This window comes from Anoxynatronum buryatiense, assembly GCF_900182905.1.
In the GTDB taxonomy this organism is placed as follows: Bacteria; Bacillota; Clostridia; order Peptostreptococcales; family Tindalliaceae; genus Anoxynatronum; species Anoxynatronum buryatiense.
This window is the reverse complement of sequence record NZ_FXUF01000001.1, coordinates 161,301-182,275: the sequence shown is the minus strand read 5'-3', so window position 1 is coordinate 182,275 and position 20,975 is coordinate 161,301. Positions and strand designations below refer to the sequence as shown.

The 20,975-nt window shown below is 48.0% G+C and carries 22 protein-coding genes, 1 other RNA gene and 1 pseudogene; 18 read left to right on the top strand and 6 right to left on the bottom strand.

Features of this window, described 5'->3' with window-relative positions; translation table 11 throughout:
- Positions 1–111: 111 nt before the first annotated feature.
- The 10 genes from QOL74_RS00800 (at position 112) to ssrA (ending at position 10,248) form a co-directional block, all read left to right on the top strand.
- Positions 112–1,665, top strand: coding sequence for an ABC transporter ATP-binding protein (locus QOL74_RS00800; RefSeq protein ID WP_346771695.1), 1,554 nt, complete (start codon positions 112–114; stop codon positions 1,663–1,665).
- Positions 1,658–2,746: an ABC transporter permease gene (locus QOL74_RS00795; RefSeq protein WP_283407522.1), complete on the top strand. Its 1,089-nt coding sequence runs from the start codon at positions 1,658–1,660 to the stop codon at positions 2,744–2,746. Before QOL74_RS00800 ends, QOL74_RS00795 begins: the two co-directional genes overlap by 8 nt.
- A complete protein-coding gene (locus QOL74_RS00790; protein ID WP_283407521.1) occupies positions 2,739–3,674 on the top strand; it encodes an ABC transporter permease in 936 nt (311 codons plus the stop codon). The genes QOL74_RS00795 and QOL74_RS00790 overlap by 8 nt, the downstream gene beginning before the upstream one ends.
- Positions 3,671–4,600: a pyrimidine-specific ribonucleoside hydrolase RihA gene (rihA, locus tag QOL74_RS00785; protein ID WP_283407520.1), complete on the top strand. Its 930-nt coding sequence runs from the start codon at positions 3,671–3,673 to the stop codon at positions 4,598–4,600. The genes QOL74_RS00790 and rihA overlap by 4 nt, the downstream gene beginning before the upstream one ends.
- Positions 4,601–4,613: 13 nt before the next feature.
- A complete protein-coding gene (locus tag QOL74_RS00780; RefSeq protein ID WP_283407519.1) occupies positions 4,614–5,534 on the top strand; it encodes a nucleoside hydrolase in 921 nt (306 codons plus the stop codon).
- Positions 5,531–6,865 carry an amidohydrolase family protein gene (locus QOL74_RS00775; protein ID WP_283407518.1) on the top strand — a complete coding sequence of 445 codons (1,335 nt, stop codon included), beginning with the start codon at positions 5,531–5,533 and terminating at the stop codon, positions 6,863–6,865. The genes QOL74_RS00780 and QOL74_RS00775 overlap by 4 nt, the downstream gene beginning before the upstream one ends.
- 90 nt (positions 6,866–6,955) lie before the next feature.
- Positions 6,956–8,380, top strand: coding sequence for an ADP-ribosylglycohydrolase family protein (locus QOL74_RS00770; protein WP_283407517.1), 1,425 nt, complete (start codon positions 6,956–6,958; stop codon positions 8,378–8,380).
- Between the two features lie 41 nt (positions 8,381–8,421).
- A complete protein-coding gene (gene rbsK / locus QOL74_RS00765) occupies positions 8,422–9,324 on the top strand; it encodes a ribokinase (RefSeq protein ID WP_283407516.1) in 903 nt (300 codons plus the stop codon).
- Between the two features lie 102 nt (positions 9,325–9,426).
- Positions 9,427–9,891, top strand: a complete 465-nt coding sequence (gene smpB / locus QOL74_RS00760) for an SsrA-binding protein SmpB (protein WP_283407515.1) — start codon at positions 9,427–9,429, stop codon at positions 9,889–9,891.
- Positions 9,892–10,248, top strand: a transfer-messenger RNA (tmRNA) gene (gene ssrA / locus QOL74_RS00755). It begins immediately after the preceding gene.
- 176 nt (positions 10,249–10,424) lie between these two features.
- Here ssrA and QOL74_RS00750 read toward each other — a convergent pair.
- From QOL74_RS00750 to QOL74_RS00740, 3 genes are read right to left on the bottom strand one after another with little or no spacing between them, the layout of a single operon-like run.
- Entirely contained in the window at positions 10,425–10,589 is a 165-nt protein-coding gene (locus QOL74_RS00750) for a hypothetical protein (RefSeq protein ID WP_283407514.1), read from the bottom strand.
- 34 nt (positions 10,590–10,623) lie between these two features.
- Positions 10,624–10,986, bottom strand: a complete 363-nt coding sequence (locus QOL74_RS00745; protein WP_283407513.1) for a hypothetical protein — start codon at positions 10,984–10,986, stop codon at positions 10,624–10,626.
- Between the two features lie 24 nt (positions 10,987–11,010).
- Entirely contained in the window at positions 11,011–11,892 is an 882-nt protein-coding gene (locus tag QOL74_RS00740; RefSeq protein WP_283407512.1) for a cytochrome c biogenesis CcdA family protein, read from the bottom strand.
- 6 nt (positions 11,893–11,898) lie between these two features.
- On the opposite strand from QOL74_RS00740, the gene QOL74_RS00735 reads away from it, so the two are divergent.
- The 5 genes from QOL74_RS00735 to QOL74_RS00715 all read left to right on the top strand — a co-directional run bounded on the left by QOL74_RS00735 (position 11,899) and on the right by QOL74_RS00715 (position 16,295).
- Positions 11,899–12,687 carry a copper amine oxidase N-terminal domain-containing protein gene (locus QOL74_RS00735; RefSeq protein ID WP_283407511.1) on the top strand — a complete coding sequence of 263 codons (789 nt, stop codon included), beginning with the start codon at positions 11,899–11,901 and terminating at the stop codon, positions 12,685–12,687.
- Between the two features lie 547 nt (positions 12,688–13,234).
- Positions 13,235–14,209: a MarR family transcriptional regulator gene (locus QOL74_RS00730; RefSeq protein ID WP_283407510.1), complete on the top strand. Its 975-nt coding sequence runs from the start codon at positions 13,235–13,237 to the stop codon at positions 14,207–14,209.
- The gene (locus tag QOL74_RS00725; protein ID WP_283407509.1) at positions 14,194–14,952 is read left to right on the top strand and encodes a hypothetical protein; all 759 of its coding nucleotides are present in this window, start codon (positions 14,194–14,196) and stop codon (positions 14,950–14,952) included. Before QOL74_RS00730 ends, QOL74_RS00725 begins: the two co-directional genes overlap by 16 nt.
- A 202-nt stretch (positions 14,953–15,154) precedes the next feature.
- Positions 15,155–15,676 carry a hypothetical protein gene (locus tag QOL74_RS00720; protein WP_283407508.1) on the top strand — a complete coding sequence of 174 codons (522 nt, stop codon included), beginning with the start codon at positions 15,155–15,157 and terminating at the stop codon, positions 15,674–15,676.
- Positions 15,612–16,295, top strand: a complete 684-nt coding sequence (locus tag QOL74_RS00715) for a recombinase zinc ribbon domain-containing protein (protein WP_430383847.1) — start codon at positions 15,612–15,614, stop codon at positions 16,293–16,295. Before QOL74_RS00720 ends, QOL74_RS00715 begins: the two co-directional genes overlap by 65 nt.
- A gap of 420 nt (positions 16,296–16,715) precedes the next feature.
- On the opposite strand, the gene QOL74_RS00710 is transcribed toward QOL74_RS00715, so the two are convergent.
- From QOL74_RS00710 to QOL74_RS18445, 3 genes are all read right to left on the bottom strand, one after another.
- Complete coding sequence (locus QOL74_RS00710; protein WP_283407506.1) at positions 16,716–16,985, bottom strand: helix-turn-helix domain-containing protein; 270 nt, start codon at positions 16,983–16,985, stop codon at positions 16,716–16,718.
- Positions 16,986–17,032: 47 nt separating this feature from the next.
- Positions 17,033–17,554, bottom strand: a complete 522-nt coding sequence (locus QOL74_RS00705; RefSeq protein ID WP_283407505.1) for a DUF6431 domain-containing protein — start codon at positions 17,552–17,554, stop codon at positions 17,033–17,035.
- 657 nt (positions 17,555–18,211) lie between these two features.
- Positions 18,212–18,349, bottom strand: a complete 138-nt coding sequence (locus QOL74_RS18445; protein ID WP_430383843.1) for an IS3 family transposase — start codon at positions 18,347–18,349, stop codon at positions 18,212–18,214.
- A gap of 1,261 nt (positions 18,350–19,610) precedes the next feature.
- On the opposite strand from QOL74_RS18445, the gene QOL74_RS00695 reads away from it, so the two are divergent.
- The 3 genes and pseudogenes from QOL74_RS00695 to QOL74_RS18440 all read left to right on the top strand — a co-directional run.
- Positions 19,611–20,372, top strand: coding sequence for a stalk domain-containing protein (locus QOL74_RS00695; RefSeq protein ID WP_283407504.1), 762 nt, complete (start codon positions 19,611–19,613; stop codon positions 20,370–20,372).
- 29 nt (positions 20,373–20,401) lie between these two features.
- Positions 20,402–20,692 carry a hypothetical protein gene (locus QOL74_RS00690; RefSeq protein WP_283407503.1) on the top strand — a complete coding sequence of 97 codons (291 nt, stop codon included), beginning with the start codon at positions 20,402–20,404 and terminating at the stop codon, positions 20,690–20,692.
- Positions 20,693–20,737: 45 nt separating this feature from the next.
- Positions 20,738–20,929, top strand: a pseudogene (locus tag QOL74_RS18440) (diguanylate cyclase domain-containing protein); the annotation flags it as partial.
- Between the last annotated feature and the right edge of the window lie 46 nt (positions 20,930–20,975).

Below are 20,975 nucleotides of genomic sequence, written 5' to 3'. Positions count from 1 at the left end.
CCCTGAACAGAAGATTTGACAGAGAAAAGGCAGTCCATCCAGTTGAGTATCCTGTGATTATAAACTCCCGCCCTATGACGGGAGTTTTATGGATAGGGGGTTCGAACAACAGTGGAAGAAATATTGGCAATGAAAGGTATTACCAAAGTATACCCCAATGGGATTGTCGCCAATAAAGACGTGGATTTCTCCGTCAGAAAAGGCGAGATCCATGCCATTATGGGTGAGAATGGCGCCGGAAAATCAACACTGATGAAAATCCTGTTCGGCATGGAACAACCGGAAGAAGGAGAAATATATTACAAGGGAGAAAAAGTGATATTGCATTCACCCAATACAGCCATCAACTATGGCATTGGAATGGTGCATCAACACTTTATGTTGGTCCCTTCACTGACTGTTGCTGAAAACATGGTGCTGGGAGTGGAACCCAAAAAAAGCAGTGTTCTTTTCGATTTTGAAAAAGCGGTTCAAATGACAGAAGAAGTATCCCAAAAATACAATCTGGCCATTGATCCAAAAGCGATAGTGGAAGACCTGGCAGTGGGAAAAAAACAAAAACTGGAAATTTTGAAGGCATTGTTGCGAGGCGCCGAAGTGTTGATTTTGGATGAACCCACGGCCGTTCTGACTCCACAGGAAACCAAGGAATTATTTGAAGAATTAATTAATCTTAAGAATCAGGGATTCACGATCATCTTTATTTCCCACAAATTGAAGGAAATCAAACAAATAACCGATCGGCTGACGATTTTAAGAAATGGCCGCAGCATGGGCATTCATGAGACAAAAGCCATCAGTGAACAGGAAATTTCCCGTCTCATGGTGGGTCGTGATGTTGTTTTGAAAGTAGACAAGCAACCGGCAACTCCAGGCGACGTGGTCATTGAAACCAAAGGTCTCAGCTACCACGATGCCACTGGAAAACCAGTGGTCAACCAAATGTCTTTCAGGGTTCGCAAGGGCGAAATCATGGGAATTGCAGGCGTTGAAGGAAATGGTCAGGGTGAACTGGTGGAATTGATCACCGGCCTGAAAAAGCCGTCTGTTGGCGATATCTTTATTGGAGGCGTGCCGGTGAAGGATCTGACAGTGAAAGAGATCCGCAACTTGAAAACATCTCATATTCCTGAAGATCGCATGGTATATGGCGTTGCAGCAGAAGGAACCATCGGTGAAAATCTGATTTCCGACCGATTTGACCATCCTAAATATAATGGTAAATTGCTGCAAAAAGTGAAATCCTTAATTTCACGTTCTGAAGAGCTGATTAAAGATTATAAAGTAAAATGTGATGGCCATACACAGCAGGTGAACATGCTTTCGGGTGGCAATATACAAAAGGTAGTGGTTGCCCGGGAGTTTTCATCAGATCCAAAGTTAATTGTCGCTGATCAACCGACCCGGGGAATTGACGTGGGTTCAACAGAGTTTATTCGTCGGAAGCTGGTGGAACTGCGTGATGAAGGTACCGCGGTGCTGCTGGTATCAGCCGATTTGAATGAAGTGCTGGAACTAAGTGACAGCCTGATGGTGATGTACGGCGGTGAGATTGCGGCTTACTTTGAAGATGCCTCACAGGTGGATGAAATGGAGCTGGGCATGTATATGCTGGGACTAAAAACAATGGAGCAGCATGAAATGGGAGGTGCCACCGGTGAATAAACGAGTTCTGTTTGAAACCATCCGCACATTGGTGGCCATCGGCGTGGCGCTCTTGCTGGCCCTTATCATTATTTTCTCCGTCAGTGATGAGCCGGGGTATGCCCTTGAACGTTTTCTGCTGGGCCCTGTGACTAACCTGCGGAATTTTGGTAATGTCCTGGAAATGGCCATTCCCTTAATCTTTACAGGTTTAGCCATTTCGGTGATGTTTATGGCGAAACAGTTCAACCTTGGAGCAGAAGGCGGTTTTTTCTTTGGAGCCGTCGGGGCAACAGCCTTGGTACTGACCTTCAACTTGCCGCCAGTGATACTGCCTGTGGCTGCCATTATTGTTGGCGCTCTGGCAGGAGGCCTGGGCAGTGCCCTTCCAGCAGTTTTGAAGGCCAGAATGGGTGCCAGTGAGCTGGTGTCTTCACTAATGATGAACTTTATTCTTTTCTGGCTGGGTCTCTTCATTATTAATAATTATTTTCGGGATGCCATGGCAGGTGCAATGGCTTCGCACCGCTTTCCCGATGCGGCGAAACTAACGCGTATTCTTCCGGGAACCCGGCTGCACTTCGGCATCTTCATCGCCCTTGCCATGGTGGTTGTCGTATACCTGTTTCTCTATCGCTCCCGCTGGGGGTACGCCCTGCGAATGGTGGGGTTGAATATTCGATTTGCCGAATACTCGGGAATCAATACCAAGTCAGTGATCCTGTACTCTCAGATTATTGGAGGAATGATTGCCGGGATGGGAGGTACCGTGGAACTGTTGGGTATGTATCCACGGTTTACCTGGTTTCAGCTCCCTGGTTATGGTTGGGATGGCGTCATTGTAGCTATTATGGCTCGCAATAATCCACTATTGGTGCCTGTTTTTGCATTCTTCCTGGCCTATCTGCGTATTGGGGCCGATATCATGGCCCGTGTGACCGATGTTCCCAGCGAAGTGGTGGCGATCATCCAGGGGGTCATGATTATGCTGGTGACAGCAGAACGACTACTGGCTGGCTGGCGGCATCGCATGGTGGTCAAGGAAAAAATGAAAGCAGCCGAAGCGGCAGAAGTGGAAGGGGGAGGTGTGCAGCATGGGTAGCTTATTTGACATTATTTTTTCAGCCAACTTTGGTTACGCAGTGTTGCGTGTGACAACCCCCATCCTATTTGCTTCTCTTGGTGCGCTCATTTCCATTAAAGCCGGTGTTGTCAACATTAGTATGGAGGGAACCATGCTGACAGCTGCATTGGCCGGTGTGGCCATCAGTGCTTACACAGGCAGTGCCTTTGGTGGACTGGTGGGAGCGGTGGTCGTTGGCATGCTTCTGGGCCTGTTGTTGGCGTATTTTGCCCTCAACTTGAAAACGGACATTATTTTGGCCGCTATTGCTATTAACCTCATGGCCTCCGGCGGCACTGTGTTCGGTTTGTTTGTGATCTCAGGTGACCGGGGCATTTCGTCATCTCTCGCAAGCAAGGTGCTGCCCCGCATCCAAATTCCAATTCTTCACCAGATTCCGGTGTTGGGCCCTGTGTTCTCCAATCATAATGTGCTCACGTATGTAGCTTTTATTTCAGTGGCGTTGGTTTATATACTGCTCTACAAAACACCTTTAGGACTTCGAATTCGTGCAGTGGGAGAAAATGCCCATGCTGCAGATTCGGTGGGAATCAGCGTGAAAAAAACCCAGTATATTGCCCTGATCATGAGCGGTGCTTTTGCCGGTTTTGGCGGTGCTTTCATGTCTATGGGTTATGTCTCCTGGTTTTCAACCAATATGATTGCCGGACGTGGCTTTATTGCCTTGGCGGCAGAAGCGTTGGGAATGGGAAGACCCTTTGGTGTGCTCTTAACTTCCCTGTTATTCGGCAGTGCTGATGCTTTGGCCAATGCCCTGCAGGCTTTCAGAATTCCTTCAGAGTTCGTTCAGATGGTGCCTTATGTGGTTACCATTATTGGTCTGGTAGTGTATGCCCAGCGCAAGCATTCTGCCGCACAAAAAGTACGTCAGGAGGATCGTGCATGAAAAAACCAATCTTAATGGACTGCGACCCAGGGCATGATGATGCCATTGCCCTGCTCATGGCCTTCGCCAGTGATCAACTGGACGTACTCGCAGTGACCACCGTGGGTGGTAATCAAACCAGTGAAAAAACGTTGCAAAACGCTTTAAAAGTACTGAGTTTCGCAGGCATCACTCATGTACCTGTGGCAGCAGGTGCCAGCCAGCCTTTGGTAAGAGAGCTGGAAATCGCACCGGAGGTGCACGGCGAGTCCGGTCTTGATGGCCCTGTGCTGCCGGAACCAAGCTTTGCTCCCAGTGATAAAACAGCCATTGAACTGATGGAAGATGTCATCATGAACTGTCAAGAAAAGGTGACACTGGTACCCACGGGGCCACTCACCAACATCGCCAGTTTATTAATTGCAGCTCCCCAGGTGAAAGAGCGTATCCAGCGGATTTCTCTCATGGGTGGTTCTGCTGTGGGAGGCAACTGGACGCCGGCAGCAGAGTTCAACATCATGGTGGATCCTGAGGCCGCCGACGTTGTTTTCCAGTCTGGCATACCCATTACCATGTGCGGTTTGGATGTGACCCATAAAGCACAGATTTTTGACCATGAAATTGAACATATTCGTCAACAGGGCGGCAAAGTGGCAGTGATGGTGGCAGAGTTGCTGGATTTCTTTGCAAAATTTCACCAGGAAATGGGTTTTGAGGGAAGTCCTCTCCATGACCCTTGCGCAGTTGCCTGGTTAATCGACCCCACCCTGTTTACCTCCCAGCATGTGCGGGTAGACATTGAGACCTGCGGCGAGCTCACCGACGGTGCCACCGTGGTAGACCTGAGAGGAATCAATGGTCGGGAAAAGAATGTGGATGTGGTTTACGACATTGACCGGGAACGATTTATTCAACTGTTGTATGACAGCCTAAAAAAATACCGGTAAGGAGGGTACTGCTTTGAAACATGCTGTGATTATTGACTGCGATCCGGGAACGGATGATACCATTGCCCTTGTCATGGCGCTGGCATCTGAAGCGTTGGACGTGAAAGCTGTGACCACCGTGGCCGGAAACCAGACTGCAGATAAAACGGCCCTTAACGGCTTGAAGATTGTTTCTTACTTAAAAAAAGAGATACCAGTGGCCAAAGGAGCAGATAAACCCATCATGCGTCCCCTGGTAACAGCTGAACATGTTCATGGTGAAACAGGATTGGGTCCGGTAACTTTGCCCGAGCCTTCCATTGAAGGGCTTGATACACCTGCCTGGGATCTGTTTTATCAGTTGTCGGCAGCGAAAAATGAAAAGATCCATCTCATTACCCTGGGTCCCCTTAGCAATGTGGCCATTGCCCTGATGAAGTATCCCCAACTGAGGGATTACATTACCCACATCACCATGATGGGCGGTTCCATGGGGTATGGAAATGACACCCCTGCAGCGGAGTACAACATTTACGCTGACCCGGAAGCAGCCCGCATGGTTTTTGAAGCAGGCATTCCCATCACCATGGTGGGATTGGACTGCACTCATCAAGCCTGGCTCACACGTGAAGAAATTGATACGATAGAAGCACCTAAAGGCAGCGGTGCCTGGCTTGCCAAAGCTATGATGAACCATATTCACGCCTTCGCTACCAACTACGGATTTCCGGGTGCGGTGATGCATGATCCCTCGGCTGTGGCGGCGGTGATTGATCCCACCCTCATTGAAACAAAGGATTACTATGTGGCAGTGGAAACCAAAGGCAAACATACCACCGGCAAAACCGTTGTTGATGTGATGGGCGTGACGAAAAAGCCGGCCAATGTGGCAGTGGCAGTGGGTATTGACCGAGAGCGGTTTGTTCAGCTGGTGCAAGGGTTGATGAAAGCATGATGGCAGATGAAAAAATGATTCACGTGAAAGCAGATGTGATACTGAAAAATGCCGGTATTCTTGATGAAACCGGCACTTTTTACACAGCAAAAACCCTGGTGATCCACAAAGGTGACATCATTGCCATTGAAGATGCCGGTGAAATGAAAGATGTGAATGAATCCGGCGCTGAAGTGGTAGACTGCAGTCAACTGGTGGTGACACCGGGCCTGGTGAACCTGCACACTCATTCACCCATGACGCTGTTTCGGGGACTGGCCGAAGATGTCTCCATTGACGACTGGTTCAACCGTGAAATCTGGCCTTATGAAAAAAACCTGCAGGCATCCCATGTGTATGCAGGAGCCCTGGCAGCCATATATGAAATGATCAATTGTGGTGTGACGGCTTTCGCCGACCACTACATGTTTCCTGAAGCCATTATGCAGGCAGTACTGGAAAGCCCCATACGCTGTGATTTGGCGCCCACCCTCTTTGGTTTGTCAGACACCATTGAAACAGAAATGGAGGCTTGTCGCAGCCTGATTAAAGAGCACCAGCATACCAACTCCCGCCTGGCCCTGCGGGTGGGGCCTCATGCCCCCTACACCTGCCCGCCGCCAGTCCTGAAAACCATGGTTGATATGGCGAAGGAGTTGAACACGGGAATACATCTTCATGTATCAGAAACTGAAGCACAAGTTAAAGAAAGCCTGAAAGTCTACGGAAAAACACCCTTTCAAATGGTGGCAGAAGCCGGCGGTTTTGATGTTCCTGTGATCATTGCCCATGGACTCTGGATCACACCGGAAGACCGACTGCTGCTGAGCAAGGCCACCACCATCGCCGTCAGTCCCAAAACATACCTGAAACTGGCCATGGGCCAGGGGCGCCTGTGGGATGACGCCATGAGCCTGCCCCTGGCGTCTGGAACTGATGGTGCAGCCAGCTCCAACACCCTTGATCCCCTGGAGCAAGTGCGTCTGTTTGGACTACTTGGAAAACACTTTCATCAGGATGCCACCCATTTCGGCTGTCAAACCCTTTGGAAAATTCTGATGAGGGGGCATGAGGCACTGCCTTTTCAATCAGGCAAAATCGCCGTTGGTGCAGCTGCAGATTTAACCTTCTGGCAGCTGAAACAACCTGGGGTGGCACCGGTGCACCACCCGCTGGCGGCTATTCTCTACAGCAGTGGCCCACAGCAGGTGGCCCATGTGATGGTGGAAGGAAAATGGGCCAAAAAAGATGGCCGTGTCAACATGAACCACCAACAGGTCAAAAACATGCTTACAGAAGCCAGCAACCATCTGATGACACTGGGGAAAGGCAGCATCCCATTCACTTTTTAGAGAAGTGACAGTGTATAACCAGGTATGCTGCCGGGTACCGAAATCGTAAACAACTAAGCTTAGTTATCGTCTGAATGGAGGTAATCGATCATGAAAGCATGGCAAATGGAAAAAGAGTTGATGGAAAAGGCCATTCCAAAGCTGCTCACAGAAGAAGAACAGGGGTGGAGTGCCATTGAACCCCTGGAAAAAGCAGAAGATGCCCGTATCAAACTCTGGTGGTACAGTGAAGTGCCTGGTTCAGGAGCACCTGAACGTCTGATCATTGCCGCCATCCAGTCCATGGAAAACAAAGGGTTTCAGGTTGAAGAAGCAGAAGCATTGATTCAACCGGGATTAAAAGCCTTTCAGGAAGATGACATGGCGTCGCTGCACCGTATTTCTGGTCAAATTTTTCACCTGCTTAACCAGGCACCCGTGAATGAAGCTTCTCCCTATTGGAAATATGCTGCCTATACCAGTTGGGATCAGCTGAAACAAGCGGCCAATTTCCCGGCATCCGTTTCTTTCGATGTGACACAGGCTTCCTTTCAGGATCAGCTGTATGCCGGCTGGCTGGCTCAAATCATTGGAGGAGCCATTGGAACAGCCATGGAGGGATACACGACCCACCAATTGAAAAAAGCCTTCGGAAAAGTGGATGGTTACGTTCGCAAACCAAATACCTTTAATGACGATATTACCTATGAACTGGCGTTCCTGAAAGCCTTTGAATCCAAGGGGTTCCAAATTTCAGCCGCCGACATTGCCGACCAGTGGCTGGCATTGGTTCCTTTTGGGTGGTCGGCAGAAGACATTGCCCTTCGAAACCTGAAACTGGGCATCTACCCTCCCGAAAGCGGCACACTCCACAATCCTTTTTCAGACTGGATTGGTGCACAAATGCGGGGGGCCGTCTGCGGCATGGTGGCACCGGGAAATGCAGAAGAAGCCGCTCGTCTGGCTTGGCTTGATGGCAGTATTTCCCATGCCAACAATGGGATTCTGGGAGAAGTCTTCAATGCAGTGCTGACAGCCAGAGCCTTTGTGACAACACACATGCCTTCGCTGGTGGAAGAAGTGGTGGCCATGATGCCCAAAGATGCCGAGTATACCAGCGTGGTGAACTTTGCATTAGAGCAGTGCCGAAAGACCAATCAGTGGGAGACAGCATGGCGCGCCTGTGAAGAAAAGTATGAAGCCTATAACTGGATTCACGCCTACCCCAATGCAGCCGCACAGGTGGTGGCCCTCTGGTTTGGGCACAACGACTTTAATGAAACCATGAACATCATTGCCTTGGCTGGTCAGGATGTGGACTGTAATGCGGCTCAAATTGCCACCATGCTGGGAATCGCCCGCGGAGTGGAATCCATTGATGCCAAATGGCGTGATCCCATTGGCGACCAACTGGATACCTACCTTCGGGGAATGAAACAAATGACCATCAGTGGACTGGCCCGCTGGACGGCAGCAGTGGCCCAAAAAGCAGCGATTGGAGCAATCCATGAATCACCAGGCAAAGCAACCAGCTAAAAGAGAAAGAGATTGACAGTAAAAAGAGAGGGAGACGAACCATGAAAATTGCAGTCATTGGCAGCATCAATATGGATATTGTAATGAAAGTGCACCGGTTGCCTGAAAAGGGAGAAACCCTCATGGCATCCGACTACCGCACTGTTCCAGGGGGGAAGGGAGCCAATCAGGCGGTGGCGGCAGCCCGTCTGGGGGCATCAGTAGCCATGATCGGCGCATTGGGAAATGATGCCTTTGGCGATACTCTGTTGAAAGGTTTTCAAGATGAAGGACTGAATGTGGAAGGGATACAAAGAACAACAGGGGCTTCCGGAAATGCCCTGATCACCGTTGACGATCAGGGAGACAACACCATTCTTGTCTATCCCGGTGCCAATGGAGACATCACGCCCCAGTGGATACATCAGCAGGAAAAGCTGATTCAAGAGGCTGACTGGGTGATGCTTCAGCTGGAAATTCCCATGAACTGCGTTGTTGCTGCGGCAAAACTGGCCAAGAAACATGGGAAAAAAGTGATACTGAACCCAGCGCCGGCGGCAGAACTGCCGCCCGAATTATACACTTTTCTGGATCTATTGACACCCAATGAAACCGAACTAGCCTTACTGACGGGAATCACCGGCAGTGAAGCCGGTATGCAAGAACTGCTGAAACGGGGCGTTAAGACGATTGTGGTTACCTTGGGATCAAAAGGATCCATGGCGAAAAACGGCGATGGTACCTTTACAGCTGAGCCTTATGCCATCAAAGCAGTGGATACCACCGCCGCAGGAGATGCGTTCAATGCCGGGTTGGTGGTGGCGCTGGCAGAAGAAAGACCACTGCAAGAGGCCCTGGCATTTGCCAATGCCGTGGGAGCACTCACAGCAACCCAAATGGGTGCCCAACATTCCCTCCCCCTGCGTGGGCAGGTGGATGACTTTATGAAGTCATATCAGGCATGAAACAAGGCTGGCACAAAAGACCTTTTGGCGGTACAATGGAAATAGAGGAAGTGAAGTCACCGGGTAAAGCAAATTTATCTGGTGGTGAAAGGACTGAAATGCATGGCAGAAAACGTTAAAATCATTGCCCAAAATCGAAAAGCCCGGCACGATTATTTTATTGAAGAAACCTACGAAACAGGAATTGTTTTAAAGGGTACCGAGGTGAAATCAATCAGAGGCGGCCGCATCAACTTGAAAGATGGGTATGCCAAGGTTGAAAATAGTGAAGTTTTCCTGTATAATGTACATGTAAGCCCTTATGAACAGGGAAATATTTTTAATACCGATCCTATGAGGGTTCGCAAACTCCTGCTCCACAAGCGGGAAATTCGCAAACTCATCGGCTATGTGCAGCAAAAGGGGTACTCCCTGATTCCGCTGAAGGCATATCTGAAAAATGGGAAGGTGAAAATCGAGCTGGCGGTAGCCCGGGGCAAGGCCCAGTATGACAAGCGGGAAACCATCGCCAAGCGCGACGCCGACCGCCGCATTCAGAAAGAGCTGCGGGAACGGCAAAAACAGTAAGGGGACGTACTGGTCTCGACGGGGGTTTGGAGTCTTCAGAAGCGAGCCGTGTTTTTGTTTCGGGTACACGTTAAAGAACGGGACACCTAAAGATAAACGCTAACGAAAATTACGCTTTAGCAGCTTAATATAGCTGCTCGTCACCTTCGGTAAACCCGCGGGCCGAAACGTGACGTCAACTTAGCGGGGAACGCCGCAGGGGGGTGCCTTGACCCTGCGTTGTACAACTGGGGCTGGTCAAACCTAAATGCTGTTGCTGGCAGTTAGGCAAGACGAGATCTAAATCAGCAGCTGCGCTCGGAGAAACTGGTGGCAAAGGGCCTTCGGACAGGGGTTCGACTCCCCTCGTCTCCACCACCCATAGTGCAACCGGCATCATCGGAATCAAACCCGATGGTGCTGTTTTGCTTTTTGATGAAAATAGGCCCGTTAAGAAATGCAATATGAACACGTTTTTCATAAACGATGACATAATCTAATCCCTGGTCAGAGAGGCTGCTAAGTCAAGCTGCCTCCTCCGGCACAACCAGCACTCAGTCAGTGCCTGGGCCTATGGCAAAGTCCAGCAACGCCTCCAGGTCCATCAAGCCAACATGGAAATCCAGGAGTTCACTGCCCTGCATCTTCAGAAGGGTGGGGGTCACCGGGCTGGTGGTGTCCGTTGTGTCAGCCACTGCCTGCCAAAAGTCCTGTTCCATTAACCAGTTCACCCGAAGGGGGTAGTCGCCAATTTCAAAAAGGAAGTAGGGCACCTGCCGGGGCTGGTAAACGGTAGGCCGACAGCACCGTTGTTTCCAGTATGTGACAGGGTTCGCAGTAAACAGAACCAATGAGCACCAGGTAGGGCTGGGCTTCCAGGTCAAAGAGCTGGCGCCACTGGGTGGGCAGGATCTCTGCGTAAGGTGCCAGGCCGGGCCCTTCACCACCTTCCGGGAAAAGAGGGGCGTCAGTACCGGCAGCAAAGTCCAGGTAGCTTTCAACACTGTCAAAGGCCTCCTCCTGGGAGGCGTCAGAGGCCCCACTGCAGGCGCTCAGGGAAAGGGACAACAGCAACAGCAGCCAAACAAGGGGGTTGCGCAGGGTAGGGTGGTTCATGGACACATAGCACCTCCGATACAGTTACAACAGCCGCCACAACATCATCCCCACGTAACCCGCCATCCCGGTGTAAAAAAGGGCCCCGGCCAGCTTGATGTGTTTCAGGTGGCGGGTCAGGGTGTCTGACACAGTGAGGAGGGTCTTGGCGCCATAGACAGCGTAAAACACCAGGACAATGGGGACAATGAACATCAGGTTGTACAAAGCCAGCAAGCCGTAAAGCTGCCACCTATCCGGCCGGGTGGACAGCAGAAAGGTCAGGGTGGGCAGGTAAATCTGGCCGGTACAGAGAAAGTCAATGAGGGAGATCAGGACACTGACAAAAAAAGTGGTCAGGTAAAGGCTGGTGGGGGACACACGGTTGCGCACCAGGCGGTGGATGACGTGCTTCAGCTTTTTGGGCAGCTGGGTTTTCACCGCTTTTTCATTCCCCGACTTTAAATGATGGTAATCCAGGAGGTTCAGCCCGGCAAAGGCCAGGCAAAAAAGCACTGTCAGGCCATAGACCAGCCGCAGGGCCAGGGGCAGAAACGCCAGTTGCAGCAAAAATGTCATCAACCCGGCCCCGATGACAAAGTACGTGAGAAAGGTGGCGCCGGCATAGATCCACCCCACCGTCAGGATCCGCCGGTAATCCTCCCCCTGGACCCCGGCCATCATCACATAGGACAACAGGAACATGAGCATGGCCAGGGCGCAGGGGTTAAGGCCGTCCAGGAACCCGGCCGCGAGGATCACCGGCAGGGTAAAGGCAAGGGGCCTGTCACCTGCCGGAGCAGCAGCGTGTGCCTCTCCTGCCAGGTACCCTGCCAGGGCTTCCGGCTCCCAAAAAGCCTTGATGGCTTCCAGACCGGAAAGGGCCACCTGTTCATTGACCACCACCAGGGGGATCAGGGGCGTCACCCCTTTGTGGACAACAGCAACCGGACCTTGGTCCCCGTCCGGGTGGTCAGCGAAAACCTGGGCATGGCCATCACCTGGGACGAAGGCGCCCAGCGAGTGGGCATCAACAACGAAATGTTCCTCACCATCGGCAGTGCCACCGCCATGGTCCGGGGAGCCTCCGTCACCATGGACACCCGGGCCCTCATTGTGGGGGGCAGAACCTACGTCCCCCTGCGCTTTGTCAGTGAAAACTTTGGTGTAGGAGTAGATTGGGCGCATAACAACCTGGGGGGCATTGACGTGTTCCTGTACACGGACCCTGACAGCCTGCCTGTCACAGGACCGGAGCCCACGCCGGAGCTGGAGCCAGAACCCCAGCCCCAGCCTGGCAATGATTACTCAGCCCTGGATGCGGGACTTCCCAAAAACAAAGATGATATAATTCATCAAGTGTGGGGATTCACTACGATAAAAGATGAAGTGGTCGATGCCTACCTAAACGCTGCGTCATCAACCATCAAACTAACCGGCAATACCATTGAGATGTATCTGCCCCAAATGCCTGTGGGTTGTGGATGGGATGTGCGAACATCCGCGCTTCTTAAAGGGGAGGTTATTGAGCGTAATGATAGGTATATCAATAGTGTTGGCGGCGAAGTAGTTAGTTTTTCAGTTAACTGGAGCACTCAGGAAGACTACAGTATCAGTATAGGTCTAGATAGGGATATGGAACCCTGGTGTATTTCTAACATGAGTAACCTCAGTTATATTTACAGTGACGGCCGAATAGAAACGAGTTATCGTCAACGTTAAAAACCATGGCCACAGAACGGGGGTAGTTTCCAGCCGCCTTCCCGGGGTGGAGTATAGTGACCACCGCCCGTGTTACAACGTACCACCCGGTTGCTTACCTGATTGGCTTGAAGTGCAGCCATACCCCACCAGAACCAGGTGCGGGAACCTTCACAAAGATGCACACCCCTCAATAGAAATGCACACCCCTCAATAGAAATGCACACCCCTATCGTCAAATCGTTGAACTTTCGACAGGGGGTGTGCATTTTATCAATCTATGGTTCCTTCTTCAAAAGAAGTACCACCTATTGATAAAGGGCATTTATCGATAGGTGGTTTTTATTTTGCCCTTAAACAGCTGAAATGAGTGGGTTTGGAGGTTTTGTGATTCGGGCGTGGTAACTGACTGGGTGATTTTTAGATGAGTATTTGAGGGTGAATGTCGATTTTGCTTATGCTAATCTAAAAGTAAGGCCAATAAATAATATAACAAAATAAATTGCAATCAAACAAATTGAGTGGTATATTAATACGTGAAACGTTATGTTTGGAGGTGGTTTCATTGATGATGGTTGCTGAGTCTTATTTGAAAGAGAATATCGACGAAGATTTAACCGTAGAGCCATGGCATAAAAAAAATCGTTTCCCACTGTTTTTGAGAAACAGTTATCATTTTTATGACATGAAAATCCTTGAAACTCAATGTATTTTGATGGAAGTCATTCATGAGATGCCGAATATCGATCAACTTCAAAAACATATTAAGCAAATTAAAAACCTTACAGACTGTCACGTAGTGCTCCTGTATAAAACCCTTTCAAGGTATAGAAGAAAAACGTTAATTGAAAGAAGAATCCCTTTTGTGATTGAAGACGGACAGATGTACTTGCCATTCTTGGGGCTTGATTTGAAAAAGGCACAAGAGCAAGCGGAACAAGAATTGAAGCGCTTCACAGCGCCTGCTCAGGTTGCATACTTGTATTTCTTGTACCATAAAGATGACGTTGTGAATATGACCAAGTTTGCAGAAAAGATGGGGTTTAATCACATGACAGCTTCCAGAGCGCTGAATGACCTGTACCATGCGAATCTAGTCACTTACGAGGTTGGTGGAAAGACGGGGAGAAGCAAAGAATATAAAAGAATTCCAGATCCGGATTATTTTGTGATTGGCAGGAAGTATCTAAGTACCCCAGTAAGAAGAACCATCTATACAAGAACAAGACCTGTAGGTGCTTTGACTGCTGGCTTTGAAGCACTGGCAGGGTTATCCATGATCAATCCGCCCGATCATCCAGTCATGGCAATGCATGGAAAACAGCTTGATGAAGAACACCTTGAAATTGTTAAGAACCAAGACATGATAAAAGACACGCAACTGGTTGAGCTTCAACTTTGGCATTATGATCCCAAGCTATTCGCTAAAAAACAGCATGTGGATGTCATGTCTTTATATGCATCCCTAAAGGAAGAAACGGATGAAAGGGTTGAACAAGCGCTAGAAACGATCTTGCGAGGTGAGTCATGGTACACGGACTAGAGAAATTTAAAGAGTATTTTAGAGAGCATACAAATCAATATGTTTTTATCGGCGGCACAGCATGTGACCTGATTATGGATGAGTTAGGAGCTTCATTTCGAGCGACCAAAGACTTGGATATAGTACTCATTATTGAAGCGCTTGATTTGTCTTTTGGAGAAACCTTTTGGAAGTTTATTGAAGATGGTGGTTATGATACTCGTGAGAAGAATGAAGGGGAATATCAGTTCTATCGGTTCACTGAACCGAAGGATCCATCTTTTCCTAAAATGATTGAACTATTCAGCAAGAAACCTGCTAACATGGAACTGAAATTTGATACTGGACTAACACCGATCCATATAGACGAAAGCATTGTCAGTTTATCAGCCATACTTCTAAATGACGTCTATTATGATTCGCTGGTGAAAGGGAAGCGAAGTGTTGATGGTTACTCAATCATTGAAATTGAAACCATCATTCTTTTCAAAATGAAAGCCTGGCTGGATATGAAAAAAAGAAAAGAAGCTGGAGAGCAAGTGGATTCAAAAAACATGCGAAAGCATAAAAACGATGTCTTTAGGTTATTATCCAATGTGACACCTTCTAAAAAAATTGAAACGGCAAAAGGAATCCAAAAAGACATCACAGAATTTTCTGAGCTGATTCTTACAGACAAGCCAGATTTAAGGAATTTGAGAATAAAAGGAACTGATTTCGAAGAATTGTTAGGTTTGCTAAAGGATGTTTTCTTAGAGAAATAAGAAGCTTGATTGAAAGAGTTTAGGGCGAAATCTTCAGAACAATGCACACTCCTAAACTAAAATGCACACCCCTTGTCAAATTGCCTATGCTAATCTGATAGTGAGCCAAAATCATACTTCGTGCTGATGAATAAGTGAGCCACCTAATCCAAACTCCTATACAATTGAAAGCATCAAATTAATTGATTGGAGTGTGAAAGGTGTGATCGTGGACGTGGAACTGTATGGTCAAATCAGACGTATGTTTACCCAAGAAGGTATGACACAACGAGCAATTTCCCGAACATTAAGCATCTCCAGAAATACAGTCAAGAAGCACTGCGAAGGCAACCATGTTCCCTGGGACCGAAAACCCTATGAACGAATATCATCCGTTGTGGCGGAAGAAATCCGTGCTTTTATCCAAGAATGTCTGGATCAGGATCAAGCGGAAGGTTTGAAAAATCAAAGTCATACAGCCAGGCAAATCTATCACCGCCTAAAACGTGAAAAAGCCTTTACCGGTGGCGAATCCACCATTCGAAATATTGTCAATGAAATGAGACCTAAACACAAAGAAGCTTTTATGCCGCTGGAGTTTGATCCAGGTGAAGCTGCCCAAGTGGACTGGGGAGAAGCAACAGTTTACATCAAAGGCAACAAAACAAAAGTACAGCTTTCTGTCGGCACGCCTGGTCTGCGGACAGTGCGGCGGGTTCTACGGCTCCAAGGTCTGGGGGTCTAACACAAAGTACAGGCGGACCATCTGGCAATGCAACGACAAATTCAAGGGTGAGGTCCGGTGCGCCACCCCCCATGTGACGGAAGAAGTGAAAGAGAAGTTCCTGAGGGCGTTTACTTCACTATTAGAATACCGGGAGAAGCTAGTTGAAAACTGCCGATTAGCACAAAAGACCCTGTGCCATGTGAAGGACATTGAGGAGGAACTGGAAGAGCTGCAGCAGGAAAAGGAAATGGCTGCAAAGCTGGTCAGGCAAGCCATTGAAGAAAACGCTCATCGGGTAGTTGATCCGGAAACATGGCAGGAGAGTTACAAGGGGTATCTGGATAGGTATCAACAGGCAGTGGAAGGAATTGACCAACTGGAAAGACAGAAAAAGGGGCGGAAGGACAAGAATCGGGAAATGGAACGATTTATAAAGCACATAGAAAAAGCAGACGAAACACTGACGGATTTTGAAGAAGGTCTCTGGGTGTTGATCATAGAACGTGTCACAGTCCTAATAGATGGCAGATTGATGTTTCATTTTAAGGATGGGACTGAGGTTCAAGTCCATCATCTGGAAGAAACGCCTTTCCATTCAATACAGCAGAAAGAACAAGTCACTATGCAGACAGGTTGATAGAATAGATCTAATGACAAGCACACCCTTTAGCCTCCAATCTGGAAGCCACGGGGTGTGCATTTTTTTAATGGATTTATATTGAAGTGTGAAAAACGATAACAGCTAGACTAGTCCTGTGACTGGACTAGTGTGTTTCACTGTGAGTGCTATCGCTAGCTGACCGGAACCAGACGGCCTAAACTGACCGAAAACTGCCGGACTTTGTGACCGGAAAACCCAAAAGCACTTTTGTCACTTTTGGGTTTTCCACATCAGGTTTCGTTGACCGGCTTTCTGCCCTCCGGGAACCGGAGGGAGTCATACGCGTCTTGCCCCAGACCAGGCGCTCGGGTTGCTCCTCAGCAGAGCCCTATCCTCCCGGAAAGGAAAAAACCGGTCAAAGTCATAAGAAGGTTTATCGCTTTGGAGGCATCTGCGTTATGCCATCTCCCCGCCAATGACCAGGCTGACCATATGATCATCAATGATGGGCTTTTGACTCTGTGCCCCATAGATCAGGCCGTCGTAGCCTCTTTCCTGGTATCGGGAAAGGTACCGGCGCAGGGTGCGTTCTGACAGGCCGGTTTCCTGGCTGATCTGGTCTTTGAGTTTCTGATAACTGGCTTTGTCCAGGCTGGGGGTCAAGAGGGGGGCGATGAGTTTCATCCGATTTTCCGCCAGCTGCCGTTGGTGCTTGTCCTTGGTCATGACAATCATCCTTTCATCGGTGGGATTGTCATCACCATACACTGATCTTACCTGGCACAAAAGGCCGAACGGGTCTGTACCCAGAGGTTCTTTTTCACCAGGCTTTGGACAATGCGGCCCAGCCAGCCGGGGGCACTGCCTACATACTTTCGGAACCGTTGAAGTGCAGTTCCCATGAGGGGAGTCTTTTCCATTGTTTCCTTCCGCTCCATGGTGTGCAGGGCACCCAACAGGTGGCAGGTGATGCCGTCAAACCAGACTTTCCAGCGCCTGAGGGTGGATTCTTCCACGGGTACTTCTTGTTCCTCCAGGGTAGATTCCATGAGTGCCGCTGCATGATGCTTGTAGGGGATTAGAAGGTCCGGCAGTTGGTGATGGATCTTCAGACAGGATTTGCACTGGAGTCTGCGGATACGAAGGACCTTCTCTACAAGGTCTCCGTTGGCCTCGTGAGCCTCAAGGACCTTCCGGTTCCGACTTCCAATGACCTTTTTTTCTGAAGAATGGCAGCAGGGGCAGAAAAATGGCTCCAAACTCCTAACAAAAAACACCGGTTTCGGGGTTTTCATCCAGCCTATACTCTGATAAAATGACCATAAGAGTTGTGTTGGACGTCCCTGAGACTGCTGTCGGAAGCAGTCTATCTAACAGGGGCGTCTTTCCTTTCTCAAGATTTGTTATGGTCATTATATCTGGCAATTTTCGGACAGGCAAGTACGTCAGCAATTGGTCATTTGGGATCGGCTTAAACAGGAAAGCTACTACAGGCAACTGCGGAAGGTGACCAAAGGAAAAGCCGAATTGTACCGATTCCTGGCAAATCTGTCCAGTTTGTGGATCAATACAGCATCAAACTGTCCGTTTTTGCATCCTTCATCATTCGTTGAAAGCCGGGGCAATCGTCTGAAGTAGCGGAGTGTTCTTCATCATTATGGTTCCAGCAATGGTCATGCCATTTTTATCCGCATATGATTTAATGGCCCGCGGGGGACAGGTTTTATTCTGTTCCCTGTTCTTGTCTGCGTCGAAATGACATGGCAAAAATCTAGCCTTTCAATGGTTAAAGGATGAAGATTTCCTGAATCCGTGACATTCAACACAAAAACAACTGTCGAAGCTCCAAAGGCCCCAAAACCTTAAAATTTGACACTGTAGTCGGGATATTGATCCATCAAGAGATCAATTTGGCAGTGATCTGAATCCCTTGGAACGGAAACAACGGTGGTTCAAATAGCAAGTGAATATTTATTTTCCAACTCTGCCCTTTTTTCTGCCGGGGTCATTTGGTGCTTTAGTTGATACCGGGAGTGATTATAAAATTCAACATAATCCATCACTTCTTGAATAACCTCAACAGCACTCATTCGAAATGTTCTTCAGCCACTCTGTTTTCATACAGGAGATTGGTGCATTATCAATGGGCTTTCCTGGCCAGGACACCGTAGGGAATAAAGACTTCTTTTGATCGTTTGAATCTTGTACTTTTTCATGCCATCATCCCTCGGGTATTGGCATACCTTTATTATACAGGAGTTCACCTGGCGGGTGAAGTGGTGTATAATAAAAATGTGTTGTTATTCCAAATGTTTGACTGTTATTCAGGTGCCGTTGTGTCACGGATTAAGGTGGCTTATTAACCAATCACATCTTTGAATCACATGAACATTATAGCTGCGGCGAATTAGAAACCTAATGAAAATGGAAGAAATTTATGTTTACAATTTATGTGTACGTTCTTGATACTTTAGCCGACGGGGAACTGAGTCATATTATTTCGGAGCTGAATTTTGGTCGACTTTTCTAAAAGGGTGAGTAACGTGTATCGCTCAAAATGGTTAGTTATTCTCAAGAACCAATCAATGTAATGGGCGGGATGACAATAGTGCCAAATTACTTGATTGATGATATAGTTTTGAGTTAAACAAGCATGTTGCCATTACCGGGCGCAGATTCATGGAATGACCCAAGGCATAGCAGGCGGTTTTTCCGGGCGTGGTCAAAGATCACAAGCAGGTTCGGGAAAGCTGGAACGCCTTGTATCAAGGCAGCATCAATGCTCGCCTTGATTTATTCCTCCATACGTCAGTGTGGACCATATGTGAGCAAATGGCGAAAAATACACTTGAACTCCGGCACATGGATCGACGATAATCACGTTGATGCTGTGCAAGTGGACAGTTAAATATGAGTTCAAAAAGCTTCCTGGCTGTGATCTCGATGAAAATGTCAGTTAGTCATCCATGATAAACAGACCAAAATCGCAGAGCGGATTTACGATGGTAGATGCATAATTTCGTCAAAGAATGCAATTGCCCCTAAAATGATGGCAATTGCACCAAAAGCGGTTACGGTTACTTTTTTGTGTTGATATATAGAGATTAAGAAAATATATCTCTGAAAATGCAGTTGCTGTACTTAGCGAAAAAAAGAAATAAAAAATTGGAACTTTATAAGCCTGTGGATAAATATTAATAGTTGGGACCAGTCGATAATGTAAATGTATTTTATAATCCCATGTCCAATGAAATCATTTTCCCAGCAGGTAGCCTAAGGAGATCAATTAAAAGAGGTTTAACAGTTGGATCAAGTACGCCACTAAAAACGAACAGGAGTGTGATTAGTCAAATGAAAGAAACGATGAAAGCAGTAAGGTTTTTCATTGCTGGTATGTTGATGATGGCGTTACTTTCCAGTGTGGTGGTGATGGCAAGCCCCGTGGTTAAGGAAATGATCTCTGGCGTTAGGGTTGAGGTTGATGGAAACGCGGTCAATTTCTCAGCTGACAGTGAGCCATTTATTATTGAGGGTAGAACCTTTTTACCCCTTCGTGCTCTTGCAGAAACACTTGGCTTAGCAGTGGATTATCGCTATGAAACAAATACAGTGCTTGTAACAACTGAAGGCTTATCCGCCGAAAACGCTGTTAAGCCAATTACCGAAGCAGAAATTGCTGCAGCTCAAGCAGCATGGGGCAAAGGCCTTGTTGATATTAGCACTGCCTATGCCACCGGCGATGATTATGTGGCTGTTGCGCAAGTTGTCATGGACAGTCTGTATGGATATGACGACGGAACTGTTTTGTTTAAGCCCACCCTTTCGCAAAACCCATATACTTTCAGGTTTACTGAAGAAGGTGCAACAACCTATTTTATCGGCACTGAACGCGCTCAAGACGGTTTTGCCCTCAAACCATGGACTGTTGTAGAGTTCGACACCAACGGAAAATCGATTATAAATGGAGAAATAGCTCTTTGGATGGGTAATGTACACATTACCAACGACAAAGGTGAAGTAACCACCGTCGATAAAACATTTGGCTATTACAGAAATGCTGATGGTGATGTAAGAATCAATGTTCATCACTCAAGCCTGCCAGTTACAAATTAACAGACAAGAATGATTATATGGGTGTATACATGGCTGCCGACAGCGAGTTTACCTCCCAGACCACCGATGATAACGGTAATCTAGTGAGTGAAACCCAGGCGGAAATTAGCCAGAAATTTGCCGACTCTCTATCGGAGACTTGGCCTAAAACCACCAATAACAAGATGGTTACAACGACTAACTTTGTTGCGGATGATATCCGTGTACTTTCCATGGGCATTAGCCTCATTCGTCCCGATGGCGCAGCGCTTAAAATCGCTTCAGTTATATTCGTTACGACCTGGAGGTCTCCTAAACCGATGCGGGACAGGGTTATCTAGACAGTGAGAAGGTCACGGTGATCATACAGGGACGATCATAGGTTTTGCGTTAATACTTCCGTAGGTGTGGCCCATTATCTTCAAGATGGTCAAGACAGGCAAACACTGCTGAGAAATGCAGATTCCACCATGTATGAAGCAAAAAGACAAGGGAAGAGTGGATTCAATTTCTGTAGTCTTAATGGCTGCATACAATACAGCGCCATTGGAGAAAACTGGGTTCGATATGCATATTAATACTGCAGATTCCATTTTTCATTCAATTCAACTATAAGCATAACTC

What these genes read in the sequence shown, in the direction of transcription:
- QOL74_RS00790 (WP_283407521.1), top strand. Translation starts at nt 2,739, where the DNA reads ATGGGTAGCTTATTTGACATTATTTTTTCAGCCAACTTTGGTTACGCA.
- QOL74_RS00705 (WP_283407505.1), bottom strand. Translation starts at nt 17,554, where the DNA reads ATGAAAACCCCGAAACCGGTGTTTTTTGTTAGGAGTTTGGAGCCATTT.
- QOL74_RS00730 (WP_283407510.1), top strand. Translation starts at nt 13,235, where the DNA reads ATGATGGTTGCTGAGTCTTATTTGAAAGAGAATATCGACGAAGATTTA.
- QOL74_RS00745 (WP_283407513.1), bottom strand. Translation starts at nt 10,986, where the DNA reads ATGAACCACCCTACCCTGCGCAACCCCCTTGTTTGGCTGCTGTTGCTG.
- QOL74_RS18445 (WP_430383843.1), bottom strand. Translation starts at nt 18,349, where the DNA reads ATGAGTGCTGTTGAGGTTATTCAAGAAGTGATGGATTATGTTGAATTT.
- QOL74_RS00750 (WP_283407514.1), bottom strand. Translation starts at nt 10,589, where the DNA reads ATGGAACAGGACTTTTGGCAGGCAGTGGCTGACACAACGGACACCACC.
- QOL74_RS00770 (WP_283407517.1), top strand. Translation starts at nt 6,956, where the DNA reads ATGAAAGCATGGCAAATGGAAAAAGAGTTGATGGAAAAGGCCATTCCA.
- smpB (WP_283407515.1), top strand. Translation starts at nt 9,427, where the DNA reads ATGGCAGAAAACGTTAAAATCATTGCCCAAAATCGAAAAGCCCGGCAC.
- QOL74_RS00695 (WP_283407504.1), top strand. Translation starts at nt 19,611, where the DNA reads ATGAAAGAAACGATGAAAGCAGTAAGGTTTTTCATTGCTGGTATGTTG.
- rbsK (WP_283407516.1), top strand. Translation starts at nt 8,422, where the DNA reads ATGAAAATTGCAGTCATTGGCAGCATCAATATGGATATTGTAATGAAA.
- QOL74_RS00690 (WP_283407503.1), top strand. Translation starts at nt 20,402, where the DNA reads ATGGCTGCCGACAGCGAGTTTACCTCCCAGACCACCGATGATAACGGT.
- QOL74_RS00710 (WP_283407506.1), bottom strand. Translation starts at nt 16,985, where the DNA reads ATGACCAAGGACAAGCACCAACGGCAGCTGGCGGAAAATCGGATGAAA.
- rihA (WP_283407520.1), top strand. Translation starts at nt 3,671, where the DNA reads ATGAAAAAACCAATCTTAATGGACTGCGACCCAGGGCATGATGATGCC.
- QOL74_RS00725 (WP_283407509.1), top strand. Translation starts at nt 14,194, where the DNA reads ATGGTACACGGACTAGAGAAATTTAAAGAGTATTTTAGAGAGCATACA.
- QOL74_RS00775 (WP_283407518.1), top strand. Translation starts at nt 5,531, where the DNA reads ATGATGGCAGATGAAAAAATGATTCACGTGAAAGCAGATGTGATACTG.